Annotated in this window: 12 protein-coding genes and 1 tRNA gene; 9 read left to right on the top strand and 4 right to left on the bottom strand. The window is 53.4% G+C overall.

Going from position 1 to position 12,464, the window contains the following annotated elements; all coding sequences use genetic code 11:
- Nucleotides 1-310: 310 nt before the first annotated feature.
- Entirely contained in the window at nucleotides 311-1,294 is a 984-nt protein-coding gene (gene dapD / locus F605_RS0101325) for a 2,3,4,5-tetrahydropyridine-2,6-dicarboxylate N-succinyltransferase (protein WP_022864112.1), read from the bottom strand.
- A gap of 17 nt (nucleotides 1,295-1,311) precedes the next feature.
- Nucleotides 1,312-2,034, bottom strand: a complete 723-nt coding sequence (locus tag F605_RS0101320) for a Maf family protein (RefSeq protein WP_022864111.1) — start codon at nucleotides 2,032-2,034, stop codon at nucleotides 1,312-1,314.
- Nucleotides 2,035-2,247: 213 nt separating this feature from the next.
- On the opposite strand from F605_RS0101320, the gene F605_RS09195 reads away from it, so the two are divergent.
- From F605_RS09195 to F605_RS0101300, 3 genes are read left to right on the top strand one after another with little or no spacing between them, the layout of a single operon-like run.
- Nucleotides 2,248-3,348 carry an adenylate/guanylate cyclase domain-containing protein gene (locus F605_RS09195; protein WP_022864109.1) on the top strand — a complete coding sequence of 367 codons (1,101 nt, stop codon included), beginning with the start codon at nucleotides 2,248-2,250 and terminating at the stop codon, nucleotides 3,346-3,348.
- A gap of 60 nt (nucleotides 3,349-3,408) precedes the next feature.
- Nucleotides 3,409-4,089: a response regulator transcription factor gene (locus tag F605_RS0101305; RefSeq protein ID WP_022864108.1), complete on the top strand. Its 681-nt coding sequence runs from the start codon at nucleotides 3,409-3,411 to the stop codon at nucleotides 4,087-4,089.
- A 6-nt stretch (nucleotides 4,090-4,095) separates the two neighbouring features.
- Nucleotides 4,096-5,418: a sensor histidine kinase gene (locus F605_RS0101300; RefSeq protein WP_022864107.1), complete on the top strand. Its 1,323-nt coding sequence runs from the start codon at nucleotides 4,096-4,098 to the stop codon at nucleotides 5,416-5,418.
- A gap of 110 nt (nucleotides 5,419-5,528) precedes the next feature.
- On the opposite strand, the gene F605_RS09190 is transcribed toward F605_RS0101300, so the two are convergent.
- Nucleotides 5,529-6,809, bottom strand: coding sequence for a DUF4032 domain-containing protein (locus F605_RS09190; RefSeq protein WP_022864106.1), 1,281 nt, complete (start codon nucleotides 6,807-6,809; stop codon nucleotides 5,529-5,531).
- Between the two features lie 111 nt (nucleotides 6,810-6,920).
- Between F605_RS09190 and F605_RS10835 the strand changes: the two genes are divergently transcribed.
- From F605_RS10835 to F605_RS0101280, 3 genes are all read left to right on the top strand, one after another.
- Complete coding sequence (locus tag F605_RS10835) at nucleotides 6,921-8,669, top strand: serine/threonine protein kinase (protein WP_022864105.1); 1,749 nt, start codon at nucleotides 6,921-6,923, stop codon at nucleotides 8,667-8,669.
- A 119-nt stretch (nucleotides 8,670-8,788) separates the two neighbouring features.
- The gene (locus tag F605_RS0101285; protein ID WP_022864104.1) at nucleotides 8,789-9,694 is read left to right on the top strand and encodes a DsbA family protein; all 906 of its coding nucleotides are present in this window, start codon (nucleotides 8,789-8,791) and stop codon (nucleotides 9,692-9,694) included.
- Between the two features lie 333 nt (nucleotides 9,695-10,027).
- Nucleotides 10,028-10,103, top strand: a tRNA-Thr gene (locus tag F605_RS0101280).
- An 11-nt stretch (nucleotides 10,104-10,114) separates the two neighbouring features.
- Here the strand turns inward: F605_RS0101280 and F605_RS0101275 are convergent.
- On the bottom strand, nucleotides 10,115-11,248 hold the full coding sequence (locus F605_RS0101275) for a glycerate kinase (RefSeq protein ID WP_022864103.1): 1,134 nt from the start codon (nucleotides 11,246-11,248) through the stop codon (nucleotides 10,115-10,117).
- An 85-nt stretch (nucleotides 11,249-11,333) separates the two neighbouring features.
- Between F605_RS0101275 and F605_RS11590 the strand changes: the two genes are divergently transcribed.
- From F605_RS11590 to F605_RS0101260, 3 genes are all read left to right on the top strand, one after another.
- Complete coding sequence (locus F605_RS11590) at nucleotides 11,334-11,489, top strand: type II toxin-antitoxin system RelE family toxin (RefSeq protein WP_211209980.1); 156 nt, start codon at nucleotides 11,334-11,336, stop codon at nucleotides 11,487-11,489.
- Nucleotides 11,490-11,607: 118 nt separating this feature from the next.
- Nucleotides 11,608-12,021, top strand: a complete 414-nt coding sequence (locus F605_RS09180; RefSeq protein WP_022864101.1) for a DUF1643 domain-containing protein — start codon at nucleotides 11,608-11,610, stop codon at nucleotides 12,019-12,021.
- Nucleotides 12,022-12,072: 51 nt separating this feature from the next.
- Nucleotides 12,073-12,447: a TnpV protein gene (locus F605_RS0101260; protein ID WP_001129922.1), complete on the top strand. Its 375-nt coding sequence runs from the start codon at nucleotides 12,073-12,075 to the stop codon at nucleotides 12,445-12,447.
- The last annotated feature ends 17 nt before the right edge of the window (nucleotides 12,448-12,464 follow it).

The raw sequence follows: 12,464 nt of genomic DNA, 5'->3' as shown, positions 1-12,464 counted from the left end.
GCGCGGGGGCTAGGTTTTTCCTCCTGCCCAAGAAATCGGAAAACGTAGCGACGTTTTCCGAATTCTTATGCCCACCGCACCTACTCGGATAAAACCTAACCCCCGCGCATAAGGGTTGGGCTGTAAAAGATGCGAGAGAGGGGGCTTGAGCCGAGCGCAGCAAGGCTCACCGGGGTCCCCCGAGTACTTTTACAGCCCAACCCGTACCAGGATGACAGTCTAGATCCGCGTTGTTTAAGCCCTGCCGGGAAGAAGAACGCTCATGCAAGTCGAACGCGGAGCAGCGAGCCTGCGGGCGGCGGGATAAAAATTACGGGTTTATGCGGGAGGTGGCGGCTAGCTTGATTTCTTTTCCTGCCCGGGGTAGCGCCTCTACGCGACCGGATTGGGAGTTCCGCCGGAAGATTACGTCGGAAACTCCCGAGAGTTCCGAGGCGGCCACCACTACCGGCTCCGCAAAGTAGCCTTCGGCTGAGGGAGCCACTCCGGCGTGGGGGAGAACCGATACTTTGGTACCGGCGGTCAGGTTTAATCCCGCTTCCACCACGCAGTCATCACCCAGCGCGATTCCTAGCCCCGAGTTGGCGCCTAGCAGGCAACGTTTTCCTAAAGAAATTTGTTTCCCAGTCTGACCGGAAACCGTGGTGGCGGTAGAGGCGCCGCCTCCGATATCGGAGCCGTCATCGATCACTACCCCTTGCGCTACTCGTCCCTCAATCAGACAAGCCCCCAAAGTGCCGGCATTAAAGTTAACGAAAGCCGCATGCATCACGGTGGTGCCGGGTGCTAAATAGGCGCCTAGACGTACTTTTGCGCCATCGGCGATGCGCACCCCGGAAGGGATAATGTAGTTAACCATCGGTGGGAATTTATCTACGCTAAGTAGGTGAATTGGATGGCCGAAGCTTAAACGCATCCGCATACGGGTATTTTCGAAGTCCTCGACCGCACAGGGGCCTTCGGTTGTCCAGGCAACAGTAGGTAGACGAGCGAAAATTCCATCGAGGTTAATGGTGTTTGGCTTTACCAGGCGGTGGGAAAGTAAATGTAGACGCAGGTAGGCATCGGCGGTGGAGCGGGCAGATTCGTCCAGATCGATCGATACCACGGTAGCGGTGCGGTTAACCCCTCGTCCGTCGTCGCGCCCCTCAATCTGGCTTAGCTTTTCGATTAACTGGGCATCTGATTCGTTTGGCTGATCACCTAGGTAGGGACGCGGATACCAAACGTCTAGGGTTTGACCGGTTTCGCTTACGGTTGCGAGCCCTACCCCGCGTGCTTTTCTTTCACTCATAATTCAACCTTATCCGTTCAGGATTTTTTTGGTAAGACCTTCCATAAGTTTGGCCAAAAAAAGCCAAGTTCATTTAATAGTTTACGTACTAAGGGTAAAGAAATCCCAATAATTCCGTGGGGGTCGCCCTCAATTGATTCAATATATGCCCCGCCTAGTCCATCGATCGTAAAACCTCCGGCAACTTCCAGCGGTTCCTTAGTTTTGGCATAGGCACGAGCTTCCTCCGGGCTAATCTCGCTAAAATATAAGGTGGCTTGCGAATGACCTGCTACTTCATTTTCAAAGGTAAAGCCGGTGGTAGAACGCTTTAAAGCTAGAGCACAGTGACCGGTAAATAAAATGGGAGTTGCTCCTGAAAGCTCATTGATCTGCTGCAGAGCCCGTTCAAAGCTGTGGGGTTTTCCCCGCAACTTGCCGTTAAGTAGCAGCATAGAATCGCAACCTACCACCGCAAAGCGTTCGCCCACGGGGAGATTCTTAAGCTCTTCTCGTACCGTGTTTGCTTGGGAAAGATTATCAGGGCAAAATCTCTCCGGGGTGGTTAGTAACTGCCCGATATGACGAGCTTTCGCTTGAGCTAAAGCGGTAACTACCTGCGATGGATCTGTGGTTTTAAGTCCGGCGCGCACTGCGTCCTCGTCAATATTTGCCGGCCAGGCAAGAGGGGTAACGCCCGCCTGGGTTAAAACTTTCAGGCGAGCTGGGGAGGCAGAAGCTAAAACAAGGCGCTTGGTCATAGAACCTATTTTAAGAAGCGTAATCCGGAAACTGTAGAACTGCGAATTGGGTTACGCGCTGGCTAGCTGTTAGGCAGCAGACCGGAAACCGGAAATGATAAAGGGCGGGCAAGGGCAAATTGGCGCTACTAAGTGCCGGGGAAGTTTCCGTTATTGGACGGAGATTGCCGGGTCTGCTGGAAAAAGTGAGGTCATTCACCTTAAGGTTGAGGGGTGAGTGAATCCTTATCTGCAGCCCAGATAGCGCGCAACACCGTGATGCGCCCGGTGTGGAAACTCATCGGGGGTGCTCCCACCATGACTATGCGGGAGATGGCGCAGCAACTGGGAGTCAGTGTTGCAGAAATCGACCATTTTTGGATTTCCTGTGGATTTCCGAAGGCTGATCCCGATACCTATATGTTTACCGAGCAAGATGCGCAGGCAATCGGGGAATGGAGTCAAGAATTTGGTGAGGGAGCCCTGGGGCGCAATACCGTGACCTCCCTACTGCGTGCACAGTCCTATATGGCTGATCGCCTAGTGTTATGGCAACTAGAGGCGATTGTTACGGATTTTCAAGAACGCATGAATCTGGATGATACTTCCGCCCGCTTGCTCGTCTTAGACAAAATCGACGAATACATCGACCTGTTGCAGTCACAACTGGGGTATGCGTGGCGCCGACAGATGGCATATCTGTTGCTAAATACTAACCGGGAAGTAGAAATGCGCGAAGGCAAAGCCGCTGCTACCGATTCCTATCCTTTAGAGCGCTCTATGGGATTTGTGGACATGGTGGCCTATACGCGCCGTTCTTCTACTATGAGCGGAGCCGCCTTGGCTGATCTGGTGCAAAGTTTTGAAATGGCCTGCCGGGATGTAATTACTACTCGCGGAGGGCGGGTGGTTAAAACCCTGGGAGATGCGGTCTTGTATGTTGCGGACGATCTGCTGGTGGCCGCGGATATTGTCTGTGCCATTGTCGAGCTCCTAAAATCCCGGCCGGAGATTTTACCGGTGCGTGCCTCCTTAGTTCACGGACGGGTAGTTTCCCGTTCTGGCGACATTTTCGGCCCCCCAGTTAACTTGGCTTCGCGTTTGGTAGATATTGCACCGCGGGGACAAATCTTGATGGATGCTAACTCCGCCAAGCAGCTGCAAGCTATTGATGAAAAAGGGTATTTCGCGGTCAGGCCGGCTACCACTAGAGACCTACAAGGGTTGGGTGAGGTGGAAGGATGGCTGCTTACCCGCGGACAGGCTCAGCAGGGCGAGCAGCCTTTTATCCATCGCAGCACCCTAGAGATAGCTTCTTCGCCAGTAAAAAAATAGTAAAGCTAGTTTCAGTTCGCTGTAGTAGCGACAAAGTTTTTTTTAGATTAGCATGGGAATATGACTACAGTTTTACTTGTTGAAGATGACCCGGCAATCTCCGAACCTTTGGCACGAGCCCTGGGGCGAGAAGGCTACGAAGTGCGCGCCCACGGCACCGGTCGGGGAGCCCTCGGCGATATTCTAGGAGCCGATCTGGTGGTCTTGGATCTGGGTCTGCCCGATATGGACGGTTTAGATGTGGCTCGGGAGATTCGCTCCCAAGGCTCATCCGTGCCGATTCTGGTACTTACTGCCCGTACTGACGAGGTCGACATGGTGGTCGGCTTAGACGCTGGTGCTGACGATTACGTAACCAAGCCCTTCCGTTTGGCAGAGTTACTGGCCAGAGTGCGCGCCCTGCTGCGCCGTGCCGGAAGTGACTTCCAGGATGACACTCTGGAAGCGCAGGATATTAAGATCGATGTTTCTGCTCACCGCGCCTTCCAAAATGGGCGGGAACTGCAGCTAACCGCCAAAGAGTTCGATCTGCTGCGGATCCTGATTAAGGAAGCCGGCAACGTGGTGCCCCGGCAAGTGATTATGCAGGAAGTTTGGGGCTCGGATCCGGCCGGTTCCACCAAGACCCTCGATATGCATATTTCCTGGCTGCGTCGCAAACTGGGCGATGACGCCGCCTACCCCTATTACATTTCGACAGTACGGGGAATGGGATTCCGTTTCGAGACTGAACGAAAGTAGCTTGCCATGCGCCGGCGCGCGCTGTTAATGGTTTTCCAGTCGGTTCTGGTTTCCCTAACCCTACTGGGGTTGCCGCTGGCGATTCTAGCCCCCTCCTATGTGTGGCAGTCTAGTCAGGCGAACCAGGATCAACTCACGGTTAATCTTTCTCGTTACCTGGATCAGATTGGTACCCGCGACCTGGAACGTACTCGGCAAGCGGTCTCCAACTGGCAGCGGGTTTATGTGCCCGAATCAGAGATCAGTATTGATCAACAGGAAAGGCGGATCTACCACTCGGGAGCGGTAGATGCTAACTGGCAGCTATACTCCCATGCGCGCAGTGCCGGTGGTCTCTACGTTTCGTTACGTTCCTCGGCGGTGCCGGTGATTTGGTCCGCGGTAGGGGCAGTGTGTGCCGTGCTGATTTGTGGAGCAGTTGCCCTGGGGGCGGGTACCGCCTTCGCATTTCGCGGTTCTCGACGCTTAGCGGCACCCCTTATCTATCTTTCCGCCCAGGCTGAGCAAGTTGGGTCGGGGGCAGTCCAAGCTCGCATCCAACCTACCGGGATTGAAGAAATAGATCTGGTCAGCGAGGAACTATCTCGTTCCGGGGAACGGATTATTGGTCGGATCGCCAAGGAACGCCAATTTGCTTCCGATGTTACGCACCAGTTACGCACCCCCCTGACTGCCCTGTCTATGCGAATTGAAGAGATTGAATATCTCACTGATGACCAGGAAGTACGCAGCGAAGCCGAAGCTTGCCTAGAGCAGGTAGAACGAATCACCCAGGTGGTAGAGGACTTAAAGAAACGCGCCGCGCAAGCCAATCATGGGAATGCTCAGGCGGTGAAGATAGATGATATTTTCCGTCAGCAAAAGAATGAGTGGGAGGCGCAGTTTGCGGCAGTCGGCCGGGAAATTGTTTTCAAAAACCAGGTAACCGATCGCTTGCCACTAGCCACTCCTTCTTCATTATCGCAGGCAATCGCTACTTTAGTGGAGAACTCCTTGAAATATGGGGCGGGCACGGTCACGGTTTCTACTCGCAAAGGGGTTTCTAGCCGCTCCATATTTGTGGAAGTTACCGACGAGGGCGAGGGCGTGAGTGAAGAAATAGCTCCCCATATTTTCCGGCGCGGGGTTAGCGGTCATGGCTCCAGTGGCATCGGACTGGCGCTCGCGAAAGATCTCATAGAGGCGGATGGCGGGCGTATCGAGCTCACCAGTCGCCAGCCGGTAGTATTTACGATTTCTCTCTCAGCGGTTTCCGAATCCATGTCTCCGGATCGGCTCTTGCCACAGGGAGGATTAGTGGTGGTGGGGCGCCGCCACGGGCGCCAATAACTCAAAATCGTTGGCAGGCGGAAACCATTGGAGCCAAAGTCTGGGCGTGGGCATACCCCGACTAATTATTTCCGTAATAAATACTGGGTTACTGCAGCCAATGCTACTGGTTACAGCTCATTTAGGTCCAGATAGTCGGCAGCATCCGCCGTTGCTGTCAAAGGCATCGGCAAGACCACCTGTTCATCGGGGCGGACTGCCAGTTGGGTGCGGATGTAGTCTTTAACCGCTTCGCGGGTATGGATATGATGTCCTGCTTTTTCGGACATAAACCAGCGATGTTCTAACACCTCATGGAAGATCTGTGCTGGCTCTAGCTTTGAACGTAAATCATCGGGGATCGCGCTAATAGTGGGGAGGTAAACCCGTTCTAGCCAGGTGGTTGCCACTAGACGTAGCGGTAGCTTCTCCATTTTCTTGCGGCGTTGATAGGTCAAAATATCGGTGTAGATCCGTTTGGCTTGTTCTTCTTGAACTTCCAGACCGGTTAAATCTTTTACGCGCCGCTGGAAATGCCCGGCCTCGACTACTCGTGGCGCGAAGCTGAGGAAATCTCCGTCCTCGTCGCTTTCGATTTCTACCTGACCGATATCGAACCCGAGTTGCCCGAGCCGCTCGGCACGCGCTCCTACTCGCCAAATCTCATCGGCCGGGATACGTTCGGCTCCGGTTAAATCATTCCAGAGGTCGTGGTAGCGTTTCTCCAGGTAGTCGCCAACAATAGTAGCGTCAAAGTCTTCATCTACCAGGCCTCCGGCCTGCAAATCCATTAGTTCCCCGATGATATTCATGGCACCTAAAGACACGTCATATTCGCGGGAACGGTCGGAAATACTGTCATAAAAGCGTCCGGTTTCTGCATCTACCAGGTAGGCGGCATAGGTGCCGGCATCACGGCGGAAAAGGGTGTTAGAAAGGGACACGTCACCCCAGTAAAAACCGTTTAGATGCAGGTGAACCAGCAGCGCAACTAGGGAATCAAGCACCCGATTGAGGTTGTCTTGAGATAAATGTTTGGATAGTAAAACCCGATAGGGAAGGGAATATTGCAGGTGGTGAGTGACGAGGGCGGCCGGTAGATCCTCGCCGTTTTTATCGACTCTTCCCGCCACCACCGCGGCCACGGATACGGTAGGCAGTTCCTTACTTTGCAGTTGGCGCAGCATTTGATATTCATGTAGCGCGTCCTGCTCAGAGATCTCTTTTACTGCGAAAATCGCGCCCCCTGCCTTAATAAAACGCACCACGTGGCGGGAGATTCCCCGCGGAAGGGCAGCGAGGAGCTCATTGGGCCAATCCTCTAAAGGCAGCGACCAGGGGAGAGTAGGAACTAAAGAATAGAAGGAGGAAGTACCAGAGGTAGTAACCCGAATTTTCTGCTTGTTTGGCAATTTTCCTCCTCTTCGCAATTGCTAAGACAATTCTGACATAGGGGGTTGGGTAAGTGCGAACGCATTTAGCTAAACTCAGATAAAGAGAGTTAGAAAACAGGTAGGGAGACAGTGCTCGAGCAGGAAATCGGCGGATACAAGGTACTTAAGGCCTTGGGGGCAGGGGGGATGGCTTCAGTTTATCAAGCTGAATCCCCCACTGGTCGCGAGGTAGCGCTGAAGTTCTTGCATCCGCAGATTGCTAATGACCCCAATGCTCGCAAGCGTCTGCAACGGGAGGCGGATGCGATTAACCGAGTCAGCTCCTCCGGGGTGGCGAAAGTTTTTGAGGTAAACACCGCCGGGCAAACCCCGTATGTGGCTATGGAACTAATTCGGGGAGTAACTATTGCCGAGGACGTGAGCGCCAATGGCACTTGGGATTTGCCAGACTTGATTGACCTCGCGCAATGGCTAGCAAAAATTTTGGGGGAGTTGCATCGCGCCGGGGTGGTGCATCGCGATATCAAACCCGCTAATATCATGATCGCCAAACAGGGGCCAGTGCTGATTGACTTTGGGATTTCTCAAACTCCCGGTGCTGAACGTTTGACCGCCACCGGCCTGGTTACCGGGACTCCCGGCTATATTTCCCCGCAGCTTATTCACGGCGAGGATGCGCGCCCGCGTGATGACTGGTGGGCTTGGCTGTGTGTATTACTTTATTGCGCCAGTGGGCATCCGCCCTTTGGTTCCGGCCCGGTGGAGGTGGTGTTGGGGAGGATTACCACTGGTAATCCCGACCTATCAGGGCTACCCGAGTCCTGGCAACGGGTTTTTGCGGCTGGTTTCCAGGTGGATCCAGAGCGTAGAACCTCTCCCCAGGAACTGATAGCGGCGTTGCAGGCGGTAAACGAGGGCAAAGATCCCACGCCTTATTTATCTGCCGGTTTAGCGGCGGGAGACGCCCCAGGGGCGGAAGGAACATCAGCTACCGCAGTTTCCGAATCCGGGGCGCTTCCCCCGAGTTTTTCTCCACATCTCAAGCAAGAAGACCGGAGGCAAGCTGTAAATCTGGGAGTGGATCCGCCTGGTCAGGAAACTCGGCGTTATCCTCCTGAGGCGCCAGCGATCAGGGGTGAAGCCGATAGATTCTGGGAAGCAAATGGCGGCTATTTGAGTAACCCTAGCGACGCCAGTATTAATCAGCCGCAGGGGGCTTCGCCATTGGGTGTGCCCGGCAGTAGGCAAGCGGAGCAGTTAGCGGCGGCGGAGGTGCAATGGCAGCCGCGTTATCTCCCCCAAAAGTTACCGCAGGCTTGGCTATCCTGTTTGCTGTTGATGCTGGCCTTGTGTTTTGGGGTGGGGGCATTCCTGCACCAAAATGATCCCCAAATGGTCGTAGAGTCGGATCTGTATGCGGCAGTACTCATGCTGCTGGTGGCGATTTCCGCGTTTTTCGGGGTCTTCAGGGCGCGCCTGCGGGATGCCCAGCTGGCCTCGGGGTTGCTGAAACCTCCCCGGGCGGCACTGCGAGCCCAACCTCTGCTGGCGCCGTTAATCGGGGCAGTAGTGGTGACTGTGCTGGTAGGGCTAGGGGTGATACTGCTGGGGCAGTTCGGTTACCAGCCGCTAGTGAATGTCAGCTACCCGGTTTTGCCGGAAGGATTACGGGAGAGACCGGAAGTTTATAGAGCCTTTTTGTACTTGGGGTATTCCCTGTTCGGGATGATTGTTGCGTTCTGTTCCCGGGCTTTCCGCGTAGGATTTGGCTCCATAGTGCGCTTATTAGGTGGAGCCGGGGCGCGTTTCTTTTGGTGTCTGGTGGCGCTGGCAGCCGGGGTAGGTGCGCAATATCTGGTAGTAGGCGGGTACTGGTAGGAGAAGTTTGTAACTTTTACTGGTGAGAATCCCGGATAAGGTGGGAGCCGGGCGCGTCCTCATCTATGCTTAAAGCAAGTAATTTAGGAAAGTCGCAGGAAAGTAATAGCGGGAGAGTCATGGCACAGAAAAAAGGCAAAATGCAGGCCGCTAAGGGTAAAAGCTCGGCGAAAAACGAAAAAAATCGCCAACAAAAAGTTTGGAAGCAGGTAGAAGCGCAGCGGGAAGCCGCGCGGCGTCAGCAAACCGTGAAACGGTTAGTGATTGGGATAATTGCGGTACTAGTGGTGGCGGCAGTCGCCCTCGCCGGATACCTGGTTGCCCAAAGTGGAAATAATAAAGCTAATGGGGACGTGCTTTCCGGTAAGCGCCCAGAAAAAATTGCTACCCTCTCCGGCCAGGAAGCCGTTGATGCGGCGCAGGGGATTTTGCTTAGTGAAAAAGGTGTTTACCAGGCTACCTCGGGAGTACCCACGATTGAGATGTGGTTTTCCTATGGGTGTCCTGCCTGTTTGAATCTGGAGCATCAGCTGGGGGATAAGATCCTGGCTTTTGCTAAAGATGGTAAAGCCAATCTGGTGCTGCATCCGGTGGCTACTCACGCCCTGCCGTGGACGATCATCGCCGGGAATGCTTCTATGCAGGTAGCGGCAGGTCAGCCAGACAAGGCGCTGGCTTTCCACCAAGCGTTGATTGCTGCCGGATATGGAGTGATGTTCGCCAAGGGTGAGGAAGTAGGCTGGAAGGATCAGGGTAACTCCACGCTGATGACCGATCCGGGTAAGTCGCTAGAAAAAATTAAGGAAGTTGCCAAGAAGGTTGGGGTTAAAGACGAGATCATTAGCTCCTTCAAGGCAGAGCCCCAATCGGCGCTGCTGGAGAAGTGGCAAAAGCAGTGGGCGGATGCTGCGGGTAAGCAAACCCAACAGGTAGGTACCCCGATGTTTGCCTCCAATGGGAAGTTGGTTGAGAACCCGATTAACCAGGATGGAAGTTTTAACGAGGACGTGCTGCTCGGGAAGTAATAGGTCTGGGGCTGGAGGCTGAACGGGGATTAGGTCTCAGTCAGTAGCAACTCGGGGCGAAGTAGGTGGGTCTCACCTAGGTAGGGATCAGGTTTGTCCCAGCGGTAGATTAGTGAGAACTACTTTGCAGCTGCTCAAGAAAACCTTAAGAACCGGGTCGCATCTAGCTGCGGTTTTGTTCATTTACTAAAGCCGTGACAAACTAAAGGGCGTCTTCACTTTCGAGGACGCGAGGCGAGTGCTGCGGGTACGGGATACCTACCCAACGCACAGGTTTCGTAAGGGTCGCGTGCGTTACGCACGAACCGCGCCCTCTGTACGCATTGCGTACCCGCCGACTTAGCTCAGTTGGTAGAGCAGCTGTCTTGTAAACAGCAGGTCATCGGTTCGAGTCCGATAGTCGGCTCCACGGGAGAATAATTATTGTCGCGCAGCAAGTATCCGGCAGGTCATACGCACTGTTTCCCTTAGTGATGACTGAGCTTTTTCGAGAGCCTCTGTTAAGCTCCCTACTTCGCGCACTGTCGGGATGATGGCGGCAAAGCCGTTTTCGTGTAATGAATCTGCGTTGCGCCCTAAATTGCCGGTGAACGCGATAGTAGGGATGTTATGTTTGCGGGCAGTGAGCATAACTCCCCAGGGAGTTTTACCAAATTTCGTTTGGTAATCCATGGAACCTTCTCCAGTGAAAACAAAGTCTGCCCCGGCAAGATGATCTTCTAGATTGACAGCATCGATTACCACGTTGACCCCGCTTTGCGGTTTTGCGCCTAGCAATGCCATAAAAGCTGCGCCTAAACCGCCTGCGGCGCCTGCGCTGGGAGTTTGACTAACGGGACGCCCGCTGGTTTTATCTAGCAGGTTTCCCCATTGCGCTAACGCTGCATCGAATAGGGCGATTTCTTCAGGGGAGACCCCCTTTTGAGGGCCGAAAACTGCGGTGGCACCCCATTTTCCGGTGAGCGGGTTATCGACATCGCAAGCAAGAGTGACCGCGATTTTCTGCCAGCGTTTACTGAGGTTGCTGATATCTAGGCTGGCAGCATCAGCTAAGGCGAGTGGGTATCTGTCGATGAGGTGACCGGAGCTATTTTTAGCAACTGCTCCCAACTTCTGCGCCATTCCCCAGCCGCCGTCGTTAGTGGCAGAGCCACCTAAACCAACAATCAGGCTGGTAGGCGAAAGTTCAAGTATCTGATTGAGTAGCTGCCCGACGCCCGCGCTCGTGGCTTGATGAGGATCTAACTCTTCTGTAGTTAAATGTTCAATCCCGACGGCTTCAGCGATTTCGAGGACTGCGAGCTTTTTCGCCGCTATCCATCCGAAGTATGCGGTCCTCGGGCGCCCTAATGCGTCGGCTACCTGAGCCGAACGCATTTCACCGCCGAGTGCATCAACTAAGGAGCGGGTGGTGCCTTCTCCGCCGTCAGCCATGGGAACCTCGATACATTCGGCATCGGGGAAAACGTCGCGAACGCCAGCGCTCATGGTAGTGGCGACCGTAGCAGCGCTCATGGTTCCCTTGAACGAGTCTGGAGCAAGGACAAATTTCATTACTTCTCCGATCTTTAACGCTGGCGGGGTAGTCGATTGCTGCGTCTAGCCGACCTGCGAATATTAGTAGCTTAGCTGTTTGCCGGTGCTGGTTAGGCGTTATGATCGCCAGCTTTGGGAATTATTTTGTGGCTACTGGCGTTACCGGGTGGGAAACTATCGGCTCATTACTGAAATTCGGGACCGCGAACTGATTATTGTTCTGGTTGATCTGGGGCATCGTAAAGACGTTTACCGTTAATAATCGGCGCTAAAGGCTGCAGCTATCTGAAAGTTAGCTAGGGGAGGGTGAGAAGAACGTGAGTATGAAAAATCCGGTGTATCCCGGGGTGGTAATCCCTGAGGATTAGAATGTAGTTGTGGATGCAGGATTCCAACAAGCGTGGCGCAGCGGAGATTTGGTTTTTCCTGCTGATCCTAAACTAGTCGGCGAGCGTTGGTTTTTACGTACTCCAGTGAATCCTGAAAACAGTCGAGACTTGGTTTTCATTGGGATTAACCCCTCAAGTGCGACCCGGTTGTCTACTCAAAAATATGGTGGGGATCCGACAACTGAAATGATTTTGAAGTTTTTCAGTCTAAACGCTGAGGGAGCACCGGGAGATTGGCGTTCAATGACTATCCTCAATCTGGTTCCTTTTATCGGGCAGTCTGGTGACCTACCTGACTGGAATGATGCTTTAGGTCATCAAAAGATTCTTGATTCCCTAACAAACACCAGGCAGATATTTCAAGAGGTTCTTCCAGTATGCCCGGTGGTTCACTTGATGTAGGACGGATTTTGCGGACATTCAAAATAAAAAAGAATGTGGAGGTAACAGACAATGGCAAAATCATTATTTGAGGAACTGGGCGGCAAATACGAAAGGCAAGGGGATTATTTGATACCGTGCTTAACTGTACCCGCCGAAGAAGAACAGGCAATAGGCATCTGGGGGCAACGGCATTTAGATTATCTAAAACAGTACCGTAAAGTTACATACACCAATCTTCTTACAAGCGGCAGGCTAAACGCCTACCTTGCCGACATCAACAGACAGGCACAGGAACGCTTTGAAAGGCTCATAGAGGGTATGAAACAGGCACAGGGCATAACGGAACAGCTAAAGGCAGAAAACGCCTTAGAATGGACAGGATGCCTCAATAACATAAGGGCTTGTGCGAGGGAGATTGTGGAAAAGGAAATTATTTTTGCATAAACAGATGATTAGTGGCA

It is taken from the genome of Varibaculum cambriense DSM 15806, assembly GCF_000420065.1.
In the GTDB taxonomy this organism is placed as follows: Bacteria; Actinomycetota; Actinomycetes; order Actinomycetales; family Actinomycetaceae; genus Varibaculum; species Varibaculum cambriense.
The sequence above is the reverse complement of the archived record's forward strand: the minus strand, read 5'-3'. Positions and strand labels throughout refer to the sequence as shown.